Annotated in this window: 22 protein-coding genes; 11 read left to right on the plus strand and 11 right to left on the minus strand. The window is 72.9% G+C overall.

All coding sequences use genetic code 11. The features are described 5' to 3' along the window. Nucleotides 1–3: 3 nt before the first annotated feature. From HA073_RS14105 to HA073_RS14120, 4 genes are all read right to left on the minus strand, one after another. Nucleotides 4–1128: a glycosyltransferase family 4 protein gene (locus HA073_RS14105; RefSeq protein WP_069089000.1), complete on the minus strand. Its 1125-nt coding sequence runs from the start codon at nt 1126–1128 to the stop codon at nt 4–6. After that, the gene (locus tag HA073_RS14110) at nt 1125–2384 is read right to left on the minus strand and encodes a M48 family metallopeptidase (protein ID WP_166456604.1); all 1260 of its coding nucleotides are present in this window, start codon (nt 2382–2384) and stop codon (nt 1125–1127) included. Before HA073_RS14110 ends, HA073_RS14105 begins: the two co-directional genes overlap by 4 nt. 460 nt (nt 2385–2844) lie before the next feature. Next, on the minus strand, nt 2845–3072 hold the full coding sequence (locus tag HA073_RS14115) for a hypothetical protein (RefSeq protein WP_043329386.1): 228 nt from the start codon (nt 3070–3072) through the stop codon (nt 2845–2847). Nucleotides 3073–3280: 208 nt separating this feature from the next. Next, nucleotides 3281–4681: an NYN domain-containing protein gene (locus HA073_RS14120; RefSeq protein ID WP_166456605.1), complete on the minus strand. Its 1401-nt coding sequence runs from the start codon at nt 4679–4681 to the stop codon at nt 3281–3283. A gap of 127 nt (nt 4682–4808) precedes the next feature. On the opposite strand from HA073_RS14120, the gene HA073_RS14125 reads away from it, so the two are divergent. The 5 genes from HA073_RS14125 (at nt 4809) to HA073_RS14145 (ending at nt 10262) form a co-directional block, all read left to right on the plus strand. Further along, the gene (locus HA073_RS14125) at nt 4809–6566 is read left to right on the plus strand and encodes a DEDD exonuclease domain-containing protein (protein ID WP_043329382.1); all 1758 of its coding nucleotides are present in this window, start codon (nt 4809–4811) and stop codon (nt 6564–6566) included. Nucleotides 6567–6695: 129 nt separating this feature from the next. Further along, on the plus strand, nt 6696–8483 hold the full coding sequence (locus HA073_RS14130) for a bifunctional (p)ppGpp synthetase/guanosine-3',5'-bis(diphosphate) 3'-pyrophosphohydrolase (protein ID WP_166456606.1): 1788 nt from the start codon (nt 6696–6698) through the stop codon (nt 8481–8483). 39 nt (nt 8484–8522) lie between these two features. Continuing rightward, nucleotides 8523–9050 carry an NUDIX hydrolase gene (locus HA073_RS14135; RefSeq protein ID WP_064445183.1) on the plus strand — a complete coding sequence of 176 codons (528 nt, stop codon included), beginning with the start codon at nt 8523–8525 and terminating at the stop codon, nt 9048–9050. Further along, nucleotides 9047–9922 (plus strand): sugar phosphate nucleotidyltransferase, encoded by an 876-nt coding sequence (locus HA073_RS14140; RefSeq protein WP_166456607.1) that lies wholly within the window; start codon nt 9047–9049, stop codon nt 9920–9922. Before HA073_RS14135 ends, HA073_RS14140 begins: the two co-directional genes overlap by 4 nt. Nucleotides 9923–9974: 52 nt before the next feature. Next, nucleotides 9975–10262 carry an Lrp/AsnC family transcriptional regulator gene (locus HA073_RS14145; protein WP_043329379.1) on the plus strand — a complete coding sequence of 96 codons (288 nt, stop codon included), beginning with the start codon at nt 9975–9977 and terminating at the stop codon, nt 10260–10262. A 60-nt stretch (nt 10263–10322) separates the two neighbouring features. Here HA073_RS14145 and HA073_RS14150 read toward each other — a convergent pair whose 3' ends face one another. From HA073_RS14150 to HA073_RS14170, 5 genes are all read right to left on the minus strand, one after another. Then, on the minus strand, nt 10323–10991 hold the full coding sequence (locus HA073_RS14150) for a DUF4142 domain-containing protein (protein WP_030500146.1): 669 nt from the start codon (nt 10989–10991) through the stop codon (nt 10323–10325). A 210-nt stretch (nt 10992–11201) separates the two neighbouring features. Further along, nucleotides 11202–12833 carry a cytochrome b N-terminal domain-containing protein gene (locus HA073_RS14155; RefSeq protein ID WP_030500145.1) on the minus strand — a complete coding sequence of 544 codons (1632 nt, stop codon included), beginning with the start codon at nt 12831–12833 and terminating at the stop codon, nt 11202–11204. Then, complete coding sequence (locus tag HA073_RS14160) at nt 12830–13918, minus strand: ubiquinol-cytochrome c reductase iron-sulfur subunit (protein WP_030500144.1); 1089 nt, start codon at nt 13916–13918, stop codon at nt 12830–12832. The genes HA073_RS14155 and HA073_RS14160 overlap by 4 nt, the downstream gene beginning before the upstream one ends. Nucleotides 13919–13985: 67 nt before the next feature. Next, nucleotides 13986–14819 carry a cytochrome c gene (locus HA073_RS14165; RefSeq protein ID WP_166456608.1) on the minus strand — a complete coding sequence of 278 codons (834 nt, stop codon included), beginning with the start codon at nt 14817–14819 and terminating at the stop codon, nt 13986–13988. A 72-nt stretch (nt 14820–14891) separates the two neighbouring features. Next, nucleotides 14892–15491, minus strand: coding sequence for a heme-copper oxidase subunit III (locus HA073_RS14170; RefSeq protein WP_043329376.1), 600 nt, complete (start codon nt 15489–15491; stop codon nt 14892–14894). A 108-nt stretch (nt 15492–15599) separates the two neighbouring features. Between HA073_RS14170 and HA073_RS14175 the strand changes: the two genes are divergently transcribed. The 4 genes from HA073_RS14175 (at nt 15600) to HA073_RS14190 (ending at nt 18524) form a co-directional block, all read left to right on the plus strand. Continuing rightward, nucleotides 15600–16553 (plus strand): cytochrome c oxidase assembly protein, encoded by a 954-nt coding sequence (locus HA073_RS14175; protein WP_043329374.1) that lies wholly within the window; start codon nt 15600–15602, stop codon nt 16551–16553. A 102-nt stretch (nt 16554–16655) separates the two neighbouring features. Beyond that, on the plus strand, nt 16656–17054 hold the full coding sequence (locus HA073_RS14180; protein WP_030500140.1) for a chemotaxis protein CheY: 399 nt from the start codon (nt 16656–16658) through the stop codon (nt 17052–17054). Between the two features lie 80 nt (nt 17055–17134). Next, on the plus strand, nt 17135–18181 hold the full coding sequence (gene trpD, locus HA073_RS14185; RefSeq protein WP_043329373.1) for an anthranilate phosphoribosyltransferase: 1047 nt from the start codon (nt 17135–17137) through the stop codon (nt 18179–18181). A gap of 136 nt (nt 18182–18317) precedes the next feature. Further along, nucleotides 18318–18524 carry a hypothetical protein gene (locus tag HA073_RS14190; RefSeq protein ID WP_166456609.1) on the plus strand — a complete coding sequence of 69 codons (207 nt, stop codon included), beginning with the start codon at nt 18318–18320 and terminating at the stop codon, nt 18522–18524. 548 nt (nt 18525–19072) lie between these two features. Here HA073_RS14190 and HA073_RS14195 read toward each other — a convergent pair. Both HA073_RS14195 and coxB read right to left on the minus strand, forming a co-directional pair. Continuing rightward, complete coding sequence (locus HA073_RS14195; RefSeq protein WP_064445180.1) at nt 19073–19501, minus strand: cytochrome c oxidase subunit 4; 429 nt, start codon at nt 19499–19501, stop codon at nt 19073–19075. 10 nt (nt 19502–19511) lie between these two features. Beyond that, on the minus strand, nt 19512–20483 hold the full coding sequence (coxB, locus tag HA073_RS14200; protein ID WP_064445179.1) for a cytochrome c oxidase subunit II: 972 nt from the start codon (nt 20481–20483) through the stop codon (nt 19512–19514). 171 nt (nt 20484–20654) lie between these two features. On the opposite strand from coxB, the gene HA073_RS14205 reads away from it, so the two are divergent. Then, nucleotides 20655–21806, plus strand: coding sequence for a cysteine desulfurase family protein (locus tag HA073_RS14205; protein WP_166456610.1), 1152 nt, complete (start codon nt 20655–20657; stop codon nt 21804–21806). Next, the gene (locus HA073_RS14210) at nt 21803–22021 is read left to right on the plus strand and encodes a sulfurtransferase TusA family protein (RefSeq protein ID WP_043329366.1); all 219 of its coding nucleotides are present in this window, start codon (nt 21803–21805) and stop codon (nt 22019–22021) included. Before HA073_RS14205 ends, HA073_RS14210 begins: the two co-directional genes overlap by 4 nt. Nucleotides 22022–22023: the final 2 nt, after the last annotated feature.

The following is a 22023-nucleotide window of genomic DNA, read 5'->3' on the forward strand; positions in this document are numbered from 1 at the left end:
CGGTCAGCCGGCCAGCAGCGCGGCCATCCGCTGCGCCTGCGTCTCCCAGCGCCACTCCCGTTCCACCCAGGCCCGGCCGGCGGCGCCGAACTGCCGGGCCAGGTCCCGGTCGGCGAGCAGCGTGGCCACCCGGTCGGCGAGCTGGGCCACGTCCCGGCCGCCGACCACGTACCCGGTCTCGCCGTCGCGGACCGCGTCCGGCGCGCCCCCGGAGTCGCCGGCCACCACCGGCAGCCCGGTGGCGCCCGCCTCCAGGTAGACGATCCCGAGGCCCTCCACGTCCAAGCCCCGGTTACGGGTGCGGCAGGGCATCGCGTACACGTCACCGGCCGCGTAGTGGGCGGGCAGGTCGGCCGACGGCACCGAACCGGTGAACACCACGTCGCGTTCCAGCCCGCTCTGCCGGGCCAGCTTCTCCAGCGTCGAGCGGTACGGTCCGCCGCCGACCACCAGCAGCGCGGCGCCGGGCACCCGGCGGCGGATCTCCGGCAGCGCGCGGATCAGCATGTCCTGGCCCTTGCGGGGCACCAGCCGCGACACGCACACCACCACCGGCCGGTCGGCCAGCCCGAGCCGTTCGCGGACCTTCGTGCCGTCGACGTCCGGGTGGTAGGTGTCCACGTCCACGCCGGGCGCGAGCCGTCGCAGCTCGGTCAGCCCGTCCAGCACGCGCGCCAGCCGCGTCCGGGTGTACTCGCCGAGGTAGGTGGTCACGTCCACGCCCCGGCCGATGCGGCGCAGGGCCGAGCGGGCGCCGGGCAGCGCCGCCCATCCGACCTCGTGCCCGTGGGTCAACGCCACCGCCCGGCGGATCCCGGACCGCCGCCGCAGGCCCGCCGCGAGCAGCCCCAGCGGGGCCGCCGCGCCGAACCAGACCGTGTCGCAGTCGTACGCGCGGGCCAGCCGTGCCGCCCGCCGCGCGATCAGCGGCGTGGGCAGCAGCACCCGGGTACGTTCCCGCACCACCTCGAACGGCTGGTCGGCGTCGAACTTCTCCGCCCCGCGCCAGCTCGACGCGTAGACCACCACCGATCCCGGCTGCTGTCGCACCGCGAGGTTGTGCACGAAGGACTGGATGCCACCGGGGCGCGGTGGGAAGTCGTTGGTGATCAGCAAGGTGCGGCTCATCGGCCGGACTCCCTGGCGTAGGCGCGGGCGGCGGCCATCCGCTCCACGGTGGACGGGTGGGTCGCCGACCAGAGGTGCTCCCAGCGCGGCGGGTCGGGGTCGGCCAGGTTCACCCCGGCCAGCCGGCGCTGCATCGCCTCGAACGTCGCCGGGTCGCCGGTGAGCGCCAGCGCGTGGGCGTCGGCGCGGGCCTCGATCCGCCGGGAGACCAGCGCCTGCACCGGCGTGGTGAGCAGCCCGGCGACCGTGACCAGCGCGATCAGCAGCGGGAACGCCCGCGGCTGGGCGATCGAGTCGACGCCGGCGAGCCGCAGCAGCGGCGTCCAGGAGCCGATCAGGTAGAGCGCCACCACCGCGGCGGCGGCGCCGAGCGCGCCGAGCAGCGTGCCGGTCCACACGTCCCGGTCCTTGGCGTGGCCCAGCTCGTGGGCGACCACGCTCGTCACCTCGGCCGGCTCCGCCTCGCGCAGCAGCGTGTCGTAGACCACCACCCGCCGCGTCGGCCCGAGCCCGGAGACGTACGCGTTCACCGCCCGGGTGCGCCGCGACGCGTCGGCGACGAGCACGTCGCGCACCGGTACGCCGTCCCGGGCCGCCATCGCGGTCAGCTCGCTGCGCAGCGGGCCCGGCTCCATCGGCGTGAACCTGTTGAACACCGGCTCGACGAGCACCGGCAGCACGAACGACAGCACCACCACCAGCGCCGCCGCGCCGGCCGCGCCGAACGCCCACCACCAGCGCGGCGCCAGGCGGATCACGGTGTAGAAGCCGAGCAGCACCAGCGCGCCGATCACGGCGCTGACCGCGTACGACTTGAGCAGGTCGACCGCCCAGCCGCCCCAGCTCTGGGTGCTCAGCCCGTAGCGGACCAGCACGGTGCGCCGCCAGGCCGCGAACGGCAGGGTGAGCAGGTCGGCGAGGAACATGACGGCCAGCCCGCCGAGCACCGCCTGCGCGATCCAGTGCCCGCCGAAGGGCCGGCCCGCCAGTTCGACCAGGCGCCCGCCCAGCGGGGTCAGGCCGAGCAGCAACGCCACCACCAGCCCGACCGCCAGCGCCGACCAGGCCGCCGGGCGCAGCGCGCCGTGGAACGCGCGGCCCCGGGTCACCTGTTCGGCCGGAAGGTCACGCAGCGCCGCGAGCTGGTCGGCGCGGGGCGCGGGCGGCCGGCTCCACGGCACCAGAAGCGCCACCGCCACGAGCAGCGCCACCGCCAGGCCGGCCAGGGTCAGCAGGGCCCACGCGCGCGGGGTCACCGCTCCACCCCGCCGTCGTGCCCGGTCCGCGTCATCCCGCCCCCTCCCGCCGTGACCGCTCATCCTATTGCCCGGCCGCGCAAGCAAGACCGCCGTGCCCGCCCCGCGGCCCCGCCCCCGCCCCGTCCTGCCCCCGCGCGGCCCCAGCCCGCCCCGCGCGCCGATCTTGGAGTTGTGGCGGCTGACAAACGTGGCTACTCGGACATCCTGGGCACCACAACTCCAAGATCGACGGCCCTTGCCGGGGCGGGGACGAGAAGGAGCGTCAGATGTGGCTGGGATCCAGACTCGGGGGATCGAGGAGCAGCGCATGCCAGGGTGGGCCGATGCGGCAGACGGCGGCACGGGCCCGATCGGCAAGCAGTGGCCGGGGTGATCCCGACGGCCGCCCTGAGCACCCCGGGGGCAGCCCTCCTTTAGTGGCAGGCGGAAGCCGGCGGGCGGCGGGCAGCGGGCGGCGTCAGGCGACCCGGCGGCGACGGCCGGGGCGGCGGGGCATCGGCGCCAGCGCCTCCGCGGGCGCGGGGGGTGGTAGCACCTCGACCTCGAACCCGGCCCGCGCGAACACCTCGATCGCCCGGTGCTCGGCCGGGCCCAGGTCGGCCGGGTCGGAGTCGAGCAGTGCGGTCACCAGGCAGCCGGAGCAGCCGGCGCCACGGTTGCCGCAGGTGTCGCAGTCGATCAGCATCAACGCCTCCTGACGGGTCGCCGGTGGCGCTCGGGGAAGGGACCACCACCGTCGGTCACCAGAACGCTAACGCCGGGGTACGACAGAACCGGACAACGATGCAGCACCCGCCGCGAACCCCAACCAGTACGCCGAAGTGGCGCGATCAGCACGCGCCCCACCCCACCACTCCCCCGATCTGGAGTCGATCAAGGGGGAGAGAGAAGGCTCAGGACCGGGCCAGGCGCCGCAGCAGCGAGTCGGCGCCCAGCGGGTACGCGCCGTGCCGGCGTACCCCGTCGGCGACCTCGCGGTCGGAGGAGACCACGACCACCGGCCGCCCGGCCGGCTCGGCGCGGACCAGCCGGCGGATCAGCTCGTCCGCGGTCTCGCCCTTACGGGAGAACAGCACCCGCACGCCGCGCGGCGCCGGGGGCAGGCCGTGGATCCGCTCGGCGCCGTCGAAGACGACTGTGACCTCGTCCCCGGTCTGCGCGGCGATCCCGCCCAGCCCGGTGATCAGCCGTTTGCGCTGCTGCTCCAGCGACATCTCGCCGAAGCCCCGCTTCGTCACGTTGTAACCGTCCACCACCAGGTGTGCCCGGGGCAGCGCGAGCAACTGGTCGAGGCGGGCCGGGTCGTCGGTGTCGCGGGCCCGCGTCGACGGGCCGGCCTGCGCGGCGCCCGGCTGCTCGGCGAACGCGTCGGCGACGAAGTCGGCCGGGAGCTTGTCCACCGGGTCGAGCGCCAGCTCGCGGCGCAGCCCGACCGCGGCCTGGCCGATCGTCTCCAGCAGCAGCCACAGCCGGGCGTCGTCGACCGACCGGGCCTCCTTGGCGCTGGCCCGGGCCACGCCGGCGGCGGCCTCCGCCTCGGCCAGCCGGGCCCGGGCGCGGCGCAGCTCGGCGTCCGCGTCGGCCGCCGCGCGGGCCGCCCGGCCCCGCTCGGTGGCGAGCAGTTCGGTGGCCTTGCGCTCGCGGGCCTGGGTCTCCCGCAGGGTACGGGCGAGCTGGCGCGCCTCCTCGCGGAGCTGACCCAGCTCCTCGCGGACCCGGGCCAGCTCGTCGCGCAGCTTCTCCGCCTCGATCCGGGCCACCGCCCGGTCGTGCTCGGCGCGGGCGGCCCGCTGCTCGGCCTCGCGGACCAGTTCGGCCACCACAGCGCTGTCGGCCTCGGCGCGTACCGCCTCGCCGCTGGCCTCGATCAGTTCCCGCCAGCCCCGGGGCCGGGCCAGGTAGGCCAGCGCGGCCACCTCGACCGGGTCGGCCGCGGCCGGGGCGGTGCCCTCCACCACCGCCGCGCCGAGGTCGCCGGCGTCGGCGAGCACCCGGGCGGTGACCCGCTGCCGGAACAGCGGGTCGGCGGTGAGCTGGGCGGCGATCGCGGGCGCGCCGAGCCGGGCGCGGCGGTTCGGGGCGAACTTGGCGACCCGCCGCAGCGGCACCGGCACCTCGTCGGCGGGCAGGCCGGGCAGCACGGCCGCGGTGAGCGTCACGATCCGCTGCCGGACCGGTTCGGGCAGGGTGGGCTCGGGCTCGACCGGGGTCGGCGCGTCCTCACCGGCGCCGGGCACGCCGAGGACCGGCTCCTCCGCGGAGGAGTGGTCGTCGTGCGGCTCGGTGAGGGGCATGAGGCAAGTCTCCCACCCCGAACGGGCCCACCGCCCGGTGAGTGAGCCGATCTCTCATCGTACCCCCGTGGTATCTCCTGGGGCCGCAGTGACGCAAGTGTCGGACCGTGCCGCTAGCGTCCCGCGGGTGACACGAGCGGAGTACGTCCAGGAGTCGCTGGCCGGCCTGGACACTGCGGCGGGCAGCGGCGTGGACCCGGCGCTGCCGCTCTACGCGACCACCTTCGTGGTGGTCGACCTGGAGACCACGGGCGGCGCGCCCGACGGCGGCGGGATCACCGAGATCGGCGCGGTGAAGGTGCGCGGCGGCGAGGAGCTGGGCGTGCTCGCCACGCTGGTCAACCCGGGCGTGCCGATCCCGCCGTTCATCACCGTGCTCACCGGCATCACCCAGGCCATGCTGCTGCCCGCCCCGCCGATCGAGCAGGTGCTGCCGAGCTTCCTGGAGTTCGTCGGCGACGCCGTGCTGGTCGCCCACAACGCGCCGTACGACGTGGGGTTCCTCAAGGCGGCCTGCGCGAAGCACGGCTACCGCTGGCCCAACCCGCGGGTGCTGGACACGGCCGCGCTGGCCCGGCGGGTGCTGACCCGCGACGAGGTGCCCAACCGCAAGCTGGGCACGCTCGCCGCCTACTTCCGCACCGCGACCCAGCCCACCCACCGGGCGCTGGACGACGCCAAGGCCACCGTCGACGTGCTGCACGGGCTGATCGGCCGGCTCGGCGGGCACCGCGTCGACACGGTCGGCGAGGCGATCGAGTTCGCCCGCGCGGTCACACCCACCCAGCGCCGCAAGCGGCACCTCGCCGACGGGCTGCCGAAGGTGCCGGGCGTCTACATCTTCCGGGCCGCCGACGACCGGCCGCTCTACGTCGGCACGTCCGGCGACATCGCCACCCGGGTGCGCAGCTACTTCACCGCCGCGGAGAAGCGGGCCCGGATCTCCGAGATGCTCGCCGCCGCCGAGCGGGTGGAGGCGGTGGAGTGCGCCCACTCGCTGGAGGCGGAGGTCCGCGAGCTGCGGCTGATCGCGGCGCACGCGCCGCCGTACAACCGCAGGTCGAAGTATCCGGAGCGCCAGGTGTGGCTGAAGCTCACCGACGAGGCGTACCCCCGGTTGTCGATCGTGCGCGACATCGCGCCCACCGACACGGCCTACCTGGGGCCGTTCCGGTCCCGGCAGGCGGCGGAGCTGGCCGCCGCCGGCTTCCACGACGCGGTGCCGCTGCGGCAGTGCACGCACCGGCTGTCCCGGCGCACCACCATGCCGGCCTGCGCGCTGGCCGAGCTGGGTCGCTGCCCGGCGCCCTGCGAGCACCGGATCACCCCCGAGGAGTACGACGACCGGGCGGCGACGCCGTTCCGCACCGCCACCAGCGACGATCCCGGCGTGGTGGTGGACGCGCTGCTCGCCCGCATCGAGGTGCTGTCGGCCGCCCAGCGCTACGAGGAGGCGGCTGTGGTGCGCGGGCGGCTGGTCGCGGTGCTGCGCGCGGCGGTCCGGATGCAGCGGCTGGCCGCGCTGACCGGCATCGCCGAGCTGGCCGCCGCCCGGCCGGCGGCCCGGGGCGGCTGGGAGCTGGCGCTGGTGCGGCACGGGCGGCTGGCGGGGGCCGGGGTGTCCCCGCCGGGTGTCCATCCGCGACCGACGATCGACGCGATCCGGGCCACCGCCGAGACGGTGCTGCCCGGGCACGGGCCGGTGCCGGCCGCGACCGCCGAGGAGACCGAACGGATCCTGTCCTGGTTGGAGCGACCGGAGACCCGCCTGGTCGAGGCGAGCGCCGGATGGGCCTCGCCGGTGGCCGGCGCGGGGCGTTTCCGCGACCTCCTGACGAAGGCGGAGAGCGGCGGAACCCACAAAGTCTCGACCGAACGCTCATGACCAACTGACCGATCGGACTACCTCGACTCCCTTAGTCTGTTAAAGGAGTGCAGACCTGCCCGATTCGCGGGCTCTGCTCCCGGTCGCCGGTTCCCGGCGGCCGAGGGCCGGGGTGAGGAGGTGTCCCAGGTGGACGTCGACGCCGGACACGGCGCCGCCCTGGGTGGCGCGCTTCCAGCCCAGGGCGAACTGCCACTCACCCGCCGCCTGCGTTCCCTGCTCACCTGGCCGACCTCCGACGGCGACCCGGTCACCGCGCTGGTCCGGGCCCATCGCGGCATCCACGCGAGCGCCGACGCCTCGGTGTTGCGCCGCGCCTACACGATCGCCGAGAACATGCACCGCGGCCAGTTCCGCAAGAGCGGCGAGCCGTACATCACCCATCCGCTGGCGGTGGCGCAGATCTGCGCCGACCTCGGCATGGACACCATCACGCTGGTCGCCGCGCTGCTGCACGACACGGTGGAGGACACCCGCTACACGCTCCAGGCGCTCCAGGAGGACTTCGGCCGCGAGGTCGCCCACCTGGTCGACGGCGTGACGAAGTTCGACAAGGCATTCTACGGCAAGGCCGCCGAGGCGGAGACCGTCCGCAAGATGATCGTGGCGGCCGGCAAGGACGTCCGGGTGCTGGTGATCAAGCTGGCCGACCGGCTGCACAACATGCGTACGCTCGGCGTCCGCTCGGCCGCGTCCCGGGAGCGGATCGCCCGCAAGACCCAGGAGGTGCTGGTCCCGCTCTGCGACCGGCTCGGCATCCAGACGCTCAAACGCGAGCTGGACGACGTGGTCCTGCTGCACCTGCGGCCGGAGGAGCACGCGCGGCTCGCCCGCTTCGTGCACGACCGGCCCGGCTGGGACGCCTACCTCGCCGACGTGGTGGCCCGCACCCGGGTGGCGCTGCGCCGCAACCGGGTCGACGCCGACGTCTCCCCCCGCCCCCGCCACCTCTACTCGATCTGGAAGGACACCGTCGCCGGCGGTCACACGGCCCCGTACGACCTGCCGCGTATCGCGATCGTGGTGGACGGTCCGGCGACCGACTGTTACGCCGCGCTGGGCGCCGTGCACGGGCTCTGGCGGCCGGTGCCGGGCCGCTTCAAGGACTTCATCGCCTCCCCGAAGAACAACCTCTACCGCTCTCTGCACACGAGCGTCTGCGGCCCGCAGGACCGCACCGTCGAGGTGCTGATCCGCACCACCGAGATGCATCGCTCCGCGGAGTACGGCGTAGCCGCCCACTACCGCTTCCCCCGCGCCGCGGGCCGGTCCGTCGACCGGGCGGACGAGCTGGCCTGGCTGCGCCGGGTGCTCGACTGGGAGCAGGAGACCGTCGACCCGACCCAGTTCATGGAGTCGCTGCGCTGCGACCTGTCGGAGGCGCAGATCCAGGTCGTCGCCGACGGGCGGCAGGTGGTGCTGCCGGCCGGGGCCACGCCGGTCGACCTCGCGTACGAGCTGGGCACCGAGCGCGGCGACCACTGCCTGGCGGCCCGGATCAACGGCCGGCTCGCCCCGCTCTCCTCCGAACTGGAGGAGGGCGACGTGGTGGAGATCTACACCGAGCGCGACGCGGAGAGCGGCTTCGAGGCCGACGTGGCCCCGCGCGGCCCGCGCCGGGAGTGGCTGGGCTTCGTCAAGTCGCCGCACGCCCAGATGCAGATCAACCGCTGGTTCGCCGAGCACACCGAGCCGGGCATCTCGATCGCCGACAAGGTACGCCTCGGCCGGGCCTCCATCGGGCTGGCGCTGCGCAAGCACAACCGGGGTCTGGCCAGCGACCTGCCGCTGCTGCGGCTGTCCGAGGAACTGGGCTACCCCGACCTGGAGACGATGCTGGTGGCGGTCTTCGACCGCACCGTCGAGCCGGACACCGTGGTCCAGCAGTTGATCGATCTGGTCGACCACAGGCAGTAGACGAAGCCGGTCCGCGCCGGGACCACTAGCCTGGACGGCATGATCCCCCGCGCGCGTGCCACCGGACGGGCCCTCGGCTACCAGATCTTCTACCGGCTTCCGGTCCCGCTGCGGCGGCGGCTGGTGCGGCTGGCCGTGCCGAAGTACGTCGTCGGCGCGGTCACGCTGGTCAAGGACGCGGAGGCCACCGGCGCGGGCCGGATCCTGCTGCTGCGCCAGCCGCCCGGCTACAGCTGGACGCTGCCCGCCGGGCTGCTGCAACGCGGCGAGGCCCCGGTGGTCGGCGCCGCCCGGGAGCTGTACGAGGAATCAGGTGTCCGCCTGTCCCCCGACGCGCTGCGCCCGGCGGTGCCGAACGCGGTGGTGCACGCCAAGGGCTGGGTGGACGTGGTCTTCGAGGCGGAGGTGCCGGCGTCGACCACCGAGCTGAAGGTGGACGGGGCCGAGGTCTTCGAGGCCGCCTTCCATCCGCTGGACGACCTGCCCCGGCTCAGCCGCGCCACCGCGAACCTGCTGGGCTTCTACGGCATCGGCCCGCGCGCCGGCGAGCGCCCACCGGCCGCGTGAGCACCCCGTACGCGGGCGCTCCGGCGCCGGGGGGCGAGGTGTGCGCGGTGGTGCTGGCCGCCGGTGAGGGCACCCGGCTGCGCCCGCTCACCGAGCGGGTGCCGAAGGCGCTCTGCCCGGTCGGCAACGTCCCGCTGCTGGACCGGGCGCTGGCCCGGCTGGCCGGGCTCGGCCTGGCCGGTCCGGAACGGGTCGCGGTGAACGCCTGCTACCTGGGTGACCAGGTGGTCGCGCGGGTCGGCGGCCGGGCCCACCTGTCGGTCGAGCCGGACGCCCCGCTGGGCACCGCCGGAGGCGTCGGCCGGCTGCGGGACTGGATCGCCGGCCGGGGCGTGCTGGTGGGCAACGCCGACGCGTACCTGGCCGATCCGGCGGCCCCGCCCGGGCCGGACATCGCCGCGCTGCTGGACGGCTGGGACGGGCACGGCGTACGCCTGCTCGGCCGGCCCGCCGACGACCCGGACGCCCCCGGGACGTTCGACGGCCACGAGTTCGTGGGTTTCTCGCTGCTGCCCTGGCGGCTGGTCCGCGACCTGCCGGCCACGTTCGGCGACCTGGTCCGGGCGGTGTGGCGGCCCGCGGAGGCGGCCGGCGCGCTCACCGTGGTGCCCTACCGGGGCACGTTCTACGACACCGGCACCCCGGCCGACTACCTGGACGCCAACCTGCACGCCGCCGGACCGGACGGGCTGGTGGACACGGCGGCGACGGTGACCGGCCGGGTCACCGGCTCGGTGGTGGGCGCGGGCGCGCGGGTGGACGGCGACGTGGACCGGTCCGTGGTGTGGCCGGGCGCGACCGTCGCGGCCGGGGAGAGCCTCCACCGGGTGATCCGGGCCGGGGACGACCTGACCGTCCCGGCGGCGCGGTGAGGGCCGCGGGATCTAGCATGGGCCTCGTCGCCGACGAACGGAGAACCGTCCCGTGATCACCGCGATCGTGCTGATCGACTGCGCCACCGACTCCATCCCCGAGGTGGCCGAGACCCTGGCCAACCTGCCCGGCGTCAGCGAGGTCTACTCGGTGGCCGGGCACGTCGACCTGATCGCCATGGTCCGCGTCCGGGAGTTCGAGCAGATCGCGCAGGTCATCGCCGGCAGCATCTCGAAGGTGCCGGGCGTGCTGAACACCGAGTCGCACATCGCGTTCCGCGCGTACTCGCAGCACGACCTGGAGGAGGCGTTCGCGATCGGGCTCGCGAGCGCCGACTGACACGAGCCGGTGGCCGGCCCGCCCCGTGGGCGGACCGGCCACCGTCGACCGTGCGGTACGTCAGCTCTGGCTGGGCACCGGGGTCTCCGTGGTGCCCGGAGCGGGCTCCTCGGTCTCGGTGCCGCCCGGAGCCGGCGACTCGGTGCCACCCGGCGAGGTGGTGCCGCCCGGGCTGGGCGTGCCGCTGGCACTGGTCTGCGGAACCGGGACACCCAGCGTCTGGGCCAGGGCCACCAGCGCGTCGTAGTGCGCCTGCAGGACCGGCAGCGCGTCCTGCGCGATCTGCACCACCGACTGCTCCGAGCCCTGCGAGATCTCGGTCTGGGTGGCCTGGATGGCCTGGACGTGGCCGGCGAGCTGCGCGGTCACCCAGGCCTTGTCGAACTCGGCCCCGTTGAGGTTGTTCAGCTTGTCGAGGACCTTCTGCTGGTCGGCGGTCGGGTCGGCCGGCAGCTGCACGTTGAGCTGCTGGGCGGTCGACTGCACCGTCTGGTCCAGCTGGGTGTGGTCCGTGACGAACATCTTGCCCAGGTCCTTGACCTGCTGGTTCTGACCCTTCTGCTGGGCCAGGTTACCGGCGGTGATCTCGAACAGGTTGACCTGGTGCACCGCCTGCAGGTACTGCGTGTCCTGCGTCGACGGCTGCGCCGCGGCCTGTGCCGCGGCGGCGGGCGCCAGCCCCACGACCACCAGCGCGGCCATCAGGCCCAGGCGTTTGATTCCCAGCATCTTTCCTCCCCCATGAGACGTCGGACCGCACGGATACCCGGCTGACCGGGGTTATTCCTGCGATTCCACCCGTCCGTGTCGGGGGGCGGCGGGGACCGGTGCACCGCACGTCGGGCACCGGGCGGGCACAACCGGACGACAGGTACGTAAAGCGGCAGTGGCGCCCGCCGGATGATCCGGCGGGCGCCACTGCCAGTCGTACCGGGAAGGTCAGCGACGGCTCTCGCCGCTGCCGATCTCCTCCCGCTCCGGCCGGTCCTCGACCGGCGGGTGCCCCGGCGAGACCGGCGCCTCGGCCGGCTTCTCGATCGGGTAGAAGAAGCCCCGGATCGCCGGGCCGAGGGCGCCGAGCCGGTTCATCTTCTTCGGCACCACCCAGCCGACGTAGTCCAGTGCCGGCGGGTGGCCGTCGTGCCCCTCGGCCGAGGTGAGCGGCTGGTGGACCTCGACGAACCGGCCGTCGGGCAGCCGCTTGATGATGCCGGTCTCCACGCCGTGGGCCAGCACCTCCCGGTCGTGCTGCTGCAGACCCAGGCAGATCCGGTACGTGATGTAGTACGCGATCGGCGGCAGGATCAGCAGGCCGATCCGGCCGGCCCAGGTCATCGCGTTCAGGCTGATGTGGAACTTGTCGGCGATGACGTCGTTGGCGCCGGAGAGCGTCAGCACGATGTAGAAGGCCAGCGCCATGGCGCCCACGGCGGTCCGGGCCGGAACGTCCCGGGGCCGCTGGAGCAGGTTGTGGTGCTTGTAGTCCTTGAGACGGCGCGCCTCCAGGAACGGGTACATCGTCGACAGGCCCACCAGGATTCCGGGTAGGACCACCGTCGGCCAGAACAGCGGTGGGATGACGTACCCGTTGCCGATCGGGATGTGGATCTCCCAGCCCGGCATGAGCCGGGTCGAGCCGTCGAGGAACATGACGTACCAGTCGGGCTGGCTGGCGGCCGAGACCACCCACGCCTCGTACGGGCCGAACAGCCAGATCGGGTTGATCTGGAACAGGCCGCCCATCAGCGCGATCACGCCGAAGACGACCATGAAGAAGCCGCCCTGCTTGAGCGCGTAGCGCGGGAACATCCGCTCGCCGACCACGTTGGAGTTGGTCCGGCCGGGGCCGGGCCACTGGGTGTGCTTCTGCTTGAACACCAGGCCGAGGTGCACGCTGATCAGCGCCACCAGCAGACCCGGGACGAGCAGCACGTGGGCGATGAAGAAGCGGCTGATGATGATGGTGCCGGGGAACTCCCCGCCGAAGATCGACGAGCTGACCCAGGAACCGATCACCGGGATCGACAGGATGATCGCGGAGGCGATGCGCAGACCGGTGCCGGACAGGCCGTCGTCCGGCAGCGAGTAGCCGGTGAAGCCGGCCAGGAAGCCGACCCAGAACAGCAGCGAACCGATGATCCAGTTGGTCTCACGCGGCTTGCGGAACGCGCCGGTGAAGAACACCCGCAGCATGTGCACCACGATCGCGGCCATGAACAGCAGGGCCGCCCAGTGGTGCATCTGCCGCATGATCAGGCCACCCCGGACATCGAACGAGATGTCCAGGCTGGAGGCGTACGCGGCCGACATCGGGGTGCCCCGCAGCGGCGCGTAGCTGCCGTTGTAGATGACCTCGGTCATCGTCGGCTCGAAGAAGAACGTCAGGAAGACGCCGGTCAGCAGCAGGACGATGAACGAGAACAGCGCGATCTCGCCCAGCAGGAACGACCAGTGGTCGGGGAAGACCTTGTTCAGCAGCTTGCGCAGGGGCGTGGCCACCTGGAAGCGGTCGTCCACCGCCCGCGCGCTCTTGGCCGGCAGCGCGGCGGCATCAAACTTTCGGCGCTTCATGGCCGCTCCCAGAAGTCGGGACCGATGGTCTCGGTGTAGTCGGACTTCGCCACGAAGAAGCCCTCCTCGTCCACCTCGATCGGCAGCTGCGGCAGCGGCCGGTTCGCCGGGCCGAAGATCGGCTTGGCGTTGTCGGTGATGAGGAACTGGGACTGGTGGCAGGGGCAGAGCAGGCGGTTGGTCTGCTGCTCGTAGAGGCTGGCCGGGCAGCCGGCGTGCGTACAGATCTTGGAGTACGCGACGTAGTTGCCCCACATGTAGTCGCCGTGGCCCTTGCGCTCGTTCGCGGCGCGCGACTTCTGCGCGTCGTCCTCCCGCAGGTGGATGAGCAGGGTGGGCGAGTCGGCGTGCTTGTTGCTGACGCCGCCGTCGATGCCCGGGAACACGGTGAGCTGGCCGCCGACGCTGACGTCGGCCGGGCGGATCGGACGGCCGTCCTCACGGATCAGCCGGATCTTCTTGCCGCCCTCGCCCGGCTGGAAGCCGGTGGTGAACATCTGGTTGTTCTTGTGCGGCTGCTCGATCAGGCCACCGATCAGCGGCGCGGCGGCCACCGCGCCCACCGGCGCCAGGCCGGCGAGCAGCGAGATGCCCAGCAGCGGCCGGCGGCGTACGCCCATCTCGTCGGCGAGGTAGAGCATCGTCTCACCGGTGATCTTGCGACCCTCCGGGTCGTCGACCTGGTCGTGCCGGTCCTGGATCGACACCTCCTTGGGCAGCAGCTTCTTGCCCCAGGTCAGGATGCCGAAACCGATGCCCAGCAGCGCCAGGCCCAGCGTCACGCCGAGCAGCGGCGTGTAGAGCTTGTCGCCGCCGCGACCCGGCTCCCACTGCCACGGCCACCAGATGTAGACCACCAGGAAGGCGGTCGCGAAGACGCCGGTCAGCAGGAACATCAGGGCGACGGTACGGGTCAGCCGGCGCTCGGCCTTACTGCCCGGGACCACCTGCGGCTCGTAGTGGACGATCTCGATGTCGTCCCGCCGGGCGCCCTCCTGAACGACCTCGAACCGGGAGAGCCGGGGGTCGTTCACGTCGAGCGGCTCCGGGCCCCGCTGGGCCTGGTGCTCGGTGTGGGTGCTCATGCCGTCACCTCGCTACGGGTGACGCCGGGGGTCGGCGCCACAGCACTGGAACCATTGATCCGTCCGGTCACGACTTGCCCGCAATCCACAGGCTCGCGAAGACCAGCGCGACGATGCCGACCAGGAAGATCGCGATGCCCTCGGTCGACGGGCCGTACCGGCCCAGGTTGAACCCGCCCGGGTCGCCGTCGTTCTTCAGCGTGTCCTGGATGTAGGCGATGATGTCCGCCTTCTCCTGCGGCGTGATCTGGTTGTCACCGAACACCGGCATGTTCTGCGGACCGCTCAGCATCGCGGCGTAGATCTGCCGGTCGCTGGCCGGCGCGAGGCTCGGCGCGTACTTGCCGGAGGACAGCGCACCGCCGCCACCGCCGAAGGCGTGGCACTGCGAGCAGTTGATCCGGAACAGCTCGCCACCGGTGGCCAGGTTGGCGCCCTCACGCAGGTCGCCGTTGGGCACCTCCGGACCGCCACCGAGCTCCTGGATGTACTGCCCGAGCTGGCGCACCTGCTCGTCGGTGAACTGCGGCGGCTTGCGCATGGCCTGGGCCTCCTGCCGGGCCATCGGCATGCGACCGCTGCTCACCTGGAACTCCACCGAGGCGGACCCGACGCCGATCAGGCTCGGACCACGGCCCTCGACGCCCTGGGCATTGCGACCGTGACAGGTCACACAGCTCACGTCGAACATCGCCTTACCCTCGTTGCCTGCGGCGGTCAACGGCGGGTTGTCCTGCGCCTGCACGCCGGGGGCGAAGACGGTGTAGGCACCGCCGGCCAGCATCAGCGCGGCGAACAGCCGGACCGCGGCGCCCAGCCGGCGGCGGCCCCTGCTGCGCGCTACGGGCCGCCCGCGCAGCCGCGCGAGCAGACCGCGTCGGCGGTCGTTGTCAGAAGTCATGACCTGTGTCCTTAACCGGTTGGACCTTGTCTCAGGGGACGGAGCAGCGGCGCGGTTCGTGACGCGCCAAGATCACTGGAGCCAGTAGATCATGGCGTAGAGCGCGATCCACACGACGTCCACGAAGTGCCAGTAGTAGGACACGACGATCGCCGAGGTCGCCTGGGCTGGGGTGAACCGACCCATGGTGGTGCGGATCATGAAGATGATGAAGGCGACCAGACCGCCGGTCACGTGCAGACCGTGGAATCCGGTGGTGAGGTAGAACATCGACCCGTAGCCGTCTTCGTTGATCTTCACGCCCTCGTGCACCAGGGTCCGGTACTCGTTCAGCTGACCGAGTACGAAGATCAGACCCATGATGAACGTGATCGTGAACCACCGGCGCAGGGCGTGGACGTCGCCGCGCTCGGCCGCGAACACGCCGATCTGACAGGTGATCGAGGAGAGCACCAGGATCACCGTGAACGTGGTCGCGTACGGGATGTTCAGCACCTCGGTGTGCTTCTCCCACTGCTCCGGCGCAGCCGCGCGGATGGAGAAGTACATCGCGAACAGCGCCGCGAAGAACATGAGTTCGCTGGAGAGCCACACGATCGTCCCGACGCTGACCATGTTGGGTCGCGTCAGGGAGTGGATCCGGCTCTTGTCAATGGCTGGGGCCGCAGTCACGCGGTCATTATTGCCCCTGACCGGGACCGACGATCAGCGGGGTGCCAAACCCGGCCCTTCCGTGGCCCGATCGTGGTGGTCCGCTTCGCCTGACCTACCCTGAAAAGCGTGCTGCACGTCGATCAGATCCTCGCCGTCACCTCGGCCGTTCCGGCGACGCTGGCGGCGGGAGGCGAGAGCGCCCCGCCGCCGTTCACCGTGGCCCGGGTGTTCACCGAGACCCGGCTGGACAGCTGGCTCACGCTGGGCATCGTGCTCGCCGCCGGCCTGTACCTCTACGGGGTGCACCGGCTGCGGCTGCGCGGCGACCGCTGGCCGGTCATCCGTACCGTGTCGTTCCTCGGCCCCGGCCTCGGCGGCATCGCGCTGGTCACGCTCACCGGGCTCGGCGCGTACGACACCGCCCTGCTCTCGGTGCACATGGTCCAGCACATGGTGCTGTCGATGATCGCGCCGATCTTCCTGGCGCTCGGCGCGCCGGTCACGCTGGCGCTGCGCACGCTGCCGGTACGCCCGCGCAAGCGCCTGCTCGCGATCGTGCACAGCCGGATCGCGCGGATCTACAGCTTCCCGCTCGTGGCGTTCACCATCTTCGTGGTGAACCCGTTCGCGCTCTACTTCACCGACCTCTACGAGTTCACCCTGCGCCACGAGTGGGCGCACGAACTCGTCCACGCGCACTTCATCGCCACCGGCTGCGTCTTCTTCTGGCCGCTGCTCGGCCTCGACCCGCTGCCCGGACGCTGGCCGTACCCGGCGCGCGCGCTGCTCATGCTGCTCTCGGTGCCGTTCCACACCGTGCTCGGGCTCACCATCATGCAGAGCACCACGCTGTTCGGCGGCGACTGGTACCCGTCGCTCAACCTGTCCTGGTCCGACCCCTGGAACGACCAGGTGGTGGCCGGAGGCGTCCTCTGGGCCGGCGGCGAGTTCGTCAGCGTCACCATGCTCGCCGTCCTGGTCGTCCAGTGGGTCAAACAGTCCGAGCGCGAGGCCCGCCGGCTCGACCGCGAGCTGGACCGCCAGGAGGCCCGCGAGCGCGCCGCGGAAGCGAGCGCCTGAGGCCCCTGACGGGGTACGCCCTCCCCCGCCCGGGCGGAGGACAGGCCGAACGTGACGCCCGCTACGATCAGCGGGCAGCTACGAGGTGGGAGCCACGTCACGATGAGCGATCGTCTTTGCACCGTCCTGCTCTACAGCGACGACCCGAAGGTCCGCGACCGGATGCGGCTGGCCGTGGGCACCCGCCCGGCGCCCGGCATCGAGATCGAGTTCGTCGAGGCCGACGAGTACGCCGCCTGCGTCCGGCTGGTCGACGACTACGAGATCGACCTGCTGCTGCTCGACGGCGAGGCGAGCCCGGGCGGCGGCATCGGCATCGCCCGCCAGATCAAGGACGACCGGGACGACGCGCCGCCGACCTGCGTGGTGCTGGCCCGCGCCGCCGACCGCTGGCTGGCCGCGTACGCCGAGGTCGACGCGACGCTGACCCACCCGCTGGACCCGGTGGTCGCCGGCAGCACCGTCGCGGAGCTGCTGCGCCGCACCCACGCCGCGGCCTGATCCCCCGACCCTCGCGCGCCACGGCGACGCGGCCGTGGCAAGCCCCAACCGCTTTCCTCACGCCGCTCGGGAGGCCCGTCATGGGCGAACGGACCTGGCCGCTTCTGCTCAACGCGCTGCTGCGCGGCGAGGAGCTCTCCACCGCCGACACGGCGTGGGCGATGGGCGAGATCATGGCCGGCTCGGCGACACCGGCGCAGATCGCCGGGTTCGCCGTGGCGCTGCGCACCAAGGGCGAGACCCCCGCCGAGCTGGGCGGCCTGGTCGAGACCATGCTGACCCGCGCGGTGCCGGTGCTCCTGCCCGACGAGGTACGCGACACCGCGCTGGACGTGGTCGGCACCGGCGGTGACCTCGCGCACACGGTGAACATCTCCACCATGGCGGCGCTCGTGGTCGCCGGGGCCGGCGTCCGCGTGGTCAAGCACGGCAACCGGGCCGCCTCCTCCTCGTGCGGCACCGCGGACGTGCTGGAGGAACTCGGCGTACCGCTGGACCTGGAGCCCGAGCAGGTGGCCCGCTGCGTCACCGAGGCCGGCATCGGCTTCTGCTTCGCCGCCCGCTTCCACCCCGGGATGCGGCACACCGGCCCGGTCCGGCGCGAGATCGGCGTACCCACCGCGTTCAACTTCCTCGGCCCGCTGACCAACCCGGCGCGGCCCCGCGCGGGCGCGGTGGGCTGCTTCGACAAGCGGATGGCCCCGGTGATGGCGGCCGTGTTCGCGGCCCGGGGCGACTCCGCGATCGTGGTACGCGGCGAGGACGGCCTGGACGAGTTCAGCACCGGCGCGCCCACCCGGGTCTGGGTGGCGCAGCAGGGCACCGTCACGGAGGCGCTGCTGGACGCGGCGGAGCTCGGGGTACCCCGGGCCACCCTGGCCGACCTGCGCGGCGGAGACGCGGCCTACAACGCCGACGTGGTACGCCGCCTGCTCGCCGGCGAGACCGGCCCGGTACGGGACGCGGTGCTGGTCAACGCCGCTGTGGCGCTGTCCACCCAGGGCCCGCTCGACGGCGATCTGCACGAGGCGCTGCGGACCAACCTGGACCGGGCCGCCGAGGCCGTCGACTCGGGCGCCGCGGCGGCCGCGCTGGAGCGCTGGCTGGAGGTGGCACGCGCCGCCTGACGGCGAGGGTGTCGTACCCGCGTGCCAAACTACACGGGAGTTATTTTCCGTTTTCGGTCTATCCGTTTTCGGTCTTCGGTCCACCGGCCCGGCGCCACACCGCCTCGCCCCGGGCCCGGAGCGAGAGGAGCCACCCGTGTCTGACCGCGAGCTGCACTGCGACACCTGCGAGGACGTCGTGCTGTTCGAGGCGCCGCCCTGCGGCGAGGGGCACGGCGCCGACTGCCCGGAGCTGATCTGCACCCGCTGCGGCGCGGCAGTGGTGATCGCCACGTTCACCTTCCGCCCGGCCCGCCTGTCCGGCCGCCGCACCCGCCGCCCTTCTCACCCCCAGGCCGCCTGACCTCCACTCCCTTTCGGCGCCCTTTCCCTCCCCGCCACGCCCGACAGCCCAACCGCCTGCCTCGCGTGATCAAGGAGTTTGTGTCCCCCACGGCTGTCCAGGCGGACACAAACTCCTTGATCAACGGGGCGGGGCGGCGCCGGGAGCGCGGTGGGCTCGGGCGTGAGTGTCAACGATGACCCGGTGGCGGCACCGCGTCATGGGGAGCGGACTGCGGTTCGCCCCACCTGGCCGAGCCGCGCGGCGAGATCTTGGAAGGAAACGGCTGTCATGGAGACCGTTTCCTTCCAAGATCTCTCGTGGTCCTGCCAACCGGAACGGCGCTCTCGGCTGATGGAACAGTCCGGCGTGAGCCGGTGGTGCGCACCGGAGGCGGAACGGGAGAGCGCCAGAGCGGCGCCGCACGGGCGGTGATCATGAGGTTGGCGGGGACAAAAAGGACCGCCGGTGCCGTCAACTTCATGATCAACGGGGACGGCGGAGGGGGACGCAGAACGCGGCAGGCCCGCTCCCCCGGAGGGGGTGCGGGCCTGCCGTGGCGCTCTGGGTCAGTGCTCGGCGGTGCGGCGGGTGCCGGAGTAGTACTCGAAGAGCAGCCCGCAGGTGGCGAAGACGACCGTCACCAGGCCCAGTCCCAGCAGCCAGAACTGCCAGAACACCAGGCCCAGGCCGGCGATCGCGGCGGCCAGCGCCAACGCGAACGGCCAGTAGCTGCCCGGGCTGAAGAAGCCGACCTCACCGGCGCCGTCGGCGATCTCGCCGTCCGGCCGGTCCTCGGGGCGCAGGTCGATCCGGCGGGACACGAACCAGAAGAAGCCGCCGCACATGGCGCAGAGCAGGAAGGAGAGCAGCAGCGCCACGGTGCCGATCCACTCGATGCGGCCGTCGCTGTCCGCGTACGTCCAGGCGCCGTAGAGGATGGTCGCGCCGAGGAGGAACGTGGCGATGGTGAGGAAGATCTTCCACTCGGTCTTCATGCCGGACCTCTCAGCTTCCCGCGCCGGCCTGGGCGTCGGACGGGTTGAAGTTGTTCACGTCGCGCCGGGTGTCGAACGGCTTCGTCTCGGTGGCGTACTCGGGCTCACCGATCGCGCCGAGCGCCTCCTGGGTCGACTTGCCGGCCTTCTTGGCCGCGAGGAACTGGTCGTACTTCTCCGGCGAGACGACCCGCAGTTCGAAGTTCATGAAGGCGTGGTAGCTGCCGCACAGCTCGGCGCAGCGGCCGACGAACGCGCCCTCCTGGTCGATGCGGGAGACCTCGAACGTGTTGCGCACGTTGCCCGGCATGACGTCGCGCTTGAACAGCAGCTCCGGCACCCAGAACGAGTGGATGACGTCGCGGCTGGTCTCCTCGAACCGGATCGAGCGGCCGCTGGGCAGCACCAGGACCGGGATGACCTCGCTGGTGCCCAGCACCGAGGCGACGGTGTTGGCGTCGCGGCCCTGGCCGTCGCGGTAGTTGAACTGCCAGTTCCACTTGAACGCCACGACCTCGACGGTGACGTCCGGGTTCTTCGACTCCTTGATCACGTCGGTCTGCACGACCGCGGTGTAGTAGAAGAGCACGGAGACCACGAGGATCGGCGCGATGGTGTAGAGGAACTCCATCGGCAGGTTGTAGCGGGTCTGCACCGGCAGCTCGTTGCCGCGCTTGCGGTAGCGGACCACGCACCAGAAGATCAGGCCCCAGACGAACACACCGACGGCCAGCGCCGCGATGCAGGACGCGATCCACAGGTCGTACATGCGCTGCGACTCGGGCGTGATGCCGCCCTGCGGCCAGCCGAACCCGCCGAACGCCTTGCCGACGTCACAGCCGGTGAGCGAGACCAGCAGCGCCGCCGCGCCGAGACCGAGCCCGGCGATTCGACCAGCACCACGCCGCCGGCGTCCACCGGCCCCCGGGGAAGCGCTGTCCCGTACGGCCGAGCGCCGTACCTCCGAACTCCTTGCGACCACCTGGTCCTGCCTCCCTAGCGCGCCGCGGCGGTTGTTCTCCTTGACACCGACGGCAAAGGCGTCACCGACGGTCGCAGATTACTCGACCATGACCGGCCAGGCCGTCTTGGGGTCGCTGTCCACCCCCATCGGGGGGATCTTGGGCGTAACCGGGCGATAGCGTGGAACGTCATGAGCGCTTCCCCGGTCTACCTGGACGCCGCCACCGCGGCGCCGCTGCATCCGGTCGCGCGGCAGGCGATGCTGGCCGCCCTGGACGACGGCTGGGCCGACCCGGCCCGGCTCTACTCGGCGGCCCGCCGGGCCCGCCAACTCCTCGACGCCGCGCGCGAGGCCGCCGCGCAGACGCTCGGCGTCCGCGCCGACGAGCTGTCCTTCACCCCCAGCGGTACGGCGGCAGCGCACGCCGCCGTACTCGGTGGCCTGGCCGGGCGGCGGCGGGCCGGGGCGACGCTTGTGCACTCGGCGGTCGAGCACTCGGCGGTGCTGCACGCCGCGCAGCGGCACACGGCCGCCGGCGGCGCGGCGGTGTCCGTACCGGTGAACCGGCTGGGCCGGGTGGACCTGGACGCCTGGGCGTCGGCGGTGGCCACGCCCGGCGTGGCCCTCGCCGCGCTGATCGCTGCCAGTCACGAGGTGGGCACGGTGCAGCCGGTGCCCACCGCGGCGGAGCTGTGCGCCGAGGCGGGCGTGCCGCTGTACGTGGACGCGGCGCAGCTGGCCGGCCGGGCGCCACTGCCGGCGGGCTGGTCGGTGCTGAGCGCCAGCGCGCACAAGTGGGGCGGGCCGCCCGGCGTCGGGCTGCTCGTGGTGCGCAAGGGCGCCCGGTGGGAGTCGCCGTACCCGGCCGACGAGCGGGAGTCGGGGCGTACCCCGGGGGTGGTGAACCTGCCGGCGGTGGTCGCGGCGGCGGCGAGCCTGCGCGCGGCGGCGGCCGACGCGGCGGCCGAGGCGGCGCGGCTGGGCCCGCTGGTGGACCGGATCCGGGCGCGGGTGGCGGCCGAGGTGCCGGACGTGGAGGTGGTCGGCGACCCGGTCGACCGGCTGCCGCACCTGGTGACGTTCTCCTGCCTGTACGTGGACGGCGAGGCGCTGCTGCACGCGCTGGACCGGCGCGGGTTCGCGGTGTCCTCCGGCTCGTCCTGCACGTCGTCGACGGTGCGCCCGTCGCACGTGCTGGAGGCGATGGGGGTGCTGTCGCACGGCAACGTGCGGGTGTCGCTGCACCGGGAGACCACCGAGGCGGACGTGGAGCGGTTCCTGGCCGAGCTGCCCGGAATCGTGGCGGACCTGCGGGCGCAGGCGGGGGTGACCGACCTGTGAGCGAGCCGGATCAGGTGCTGGACTGCCGGGGGCAGCGCTGCCCCCTGCCGGTGATCAATCTCGCCCGGCTGGTGCCCGGGCTGCCGGCCGGCGCGGTGGTGCGGGTGCTGGCCGACGACCCGGCGGCGGCGGTGGACATCCCGGCGTGGTGCCGGATGCGCGGCCACGAGTTCCTCGCCGCGCACGACGGGCCCGCCTACGACGTCCGGGTGTAAGG

The organism is Micromonospora sp. CMU55-4 (assembly GCF_011602315.1).
Classification (GTDB): domain Bacteria; phylum Actinomycetota; class Actinomycetes; order Mycobacteriales; family Micromonosporaceae; genus Micromonospora; species Micromonospora chalcea.

Bases quoted from the DNA above. Each gene is read 5' to 3' on its own strand.
- HA073_RS14105 (WP_069089000.1), bottom strand. From the start codon at position 1,128: ATGAGCCGCACCTTGCTGATCACCAACGACTTCCCACCGCGCCCCGGT.
- HA073_RS14115 (WP_043329386.1), bottom strand. From the start codon at position 3,072: ATGCTGATCGACTGCGACACCTGCGGCAACCGTGGCGCCGGCTGCTCC.
- HA073_RS14120 (WP_166456605.1), bottom strand. From the start codon at position 4,681: ATGCCCCTCACCGAGCCGCACGACGACCACTCCTCCGCGGAGGAGCCG.
- HA073_RS14135 (WP_064445183.1), top strand. From the start codon at position 8,523: ATGATCCCCCGCGCGCGTGCCACCGGACGGGCCCTCGGCTACCAGATC.
- HA073_RS14150 (WP_030500146.1), bottom strand. From the start codon at position 10,991: ATGCTGGGAATCAAACGCCTGGGCCTGATGGCCGCGCTGGTGGTCGTG.
- HA073_RS14155 (WP_030500145.1), bottom strand. From the start codon at position 12,833: ATGAAGCGCCGAAAGTTTGATGCCGCCGCGCTGCCGGCCAAGAGCGCG.
- HA073_RS14160 (WP_030500144.1), bottom strand. From the start codon at position 13,918: ATGAGCACCCACACCGAGCACCAGGCCCAGCGGGGCCCGGAGCCGCTC.
- HA073_RS14165 (WP_166456608.1), bottom strand. From the start codon at position 14,819: ATGACTTCTGACAACGACCGCCGACGCGGTCTGCTCGCGCGGCTGCGC.
- HA073_RS14180 (WP_030500140.1), top strand. From the start codon at position 16,656: ATGAGCGATCGTCTTTGCACCGTCCTGCTCTACAGCGACGACCCGAAG.
- trpD (WP_043329373.1), top strand. From the start codon at position 17,135: ATGGGCGAACGGACCTGGCCGCTTCTGCTCAACGCGCTGCTGCGCGGC.
- HA073_RS14195 (WP_064445180.1), bottom strand. From the start codon at position 19,501: ATGAAGACCGAGTGGAAGATCTTCCTCACCATCGCCACGTTCCTCCTC.
- HA073_RS14205 (WP_166456610.1), top strand. From the start codon at position 20,655: ATGAGCGCTTCCCCGGTCTACCTGGACGCCGCCACCGCGGCGCCGCTG.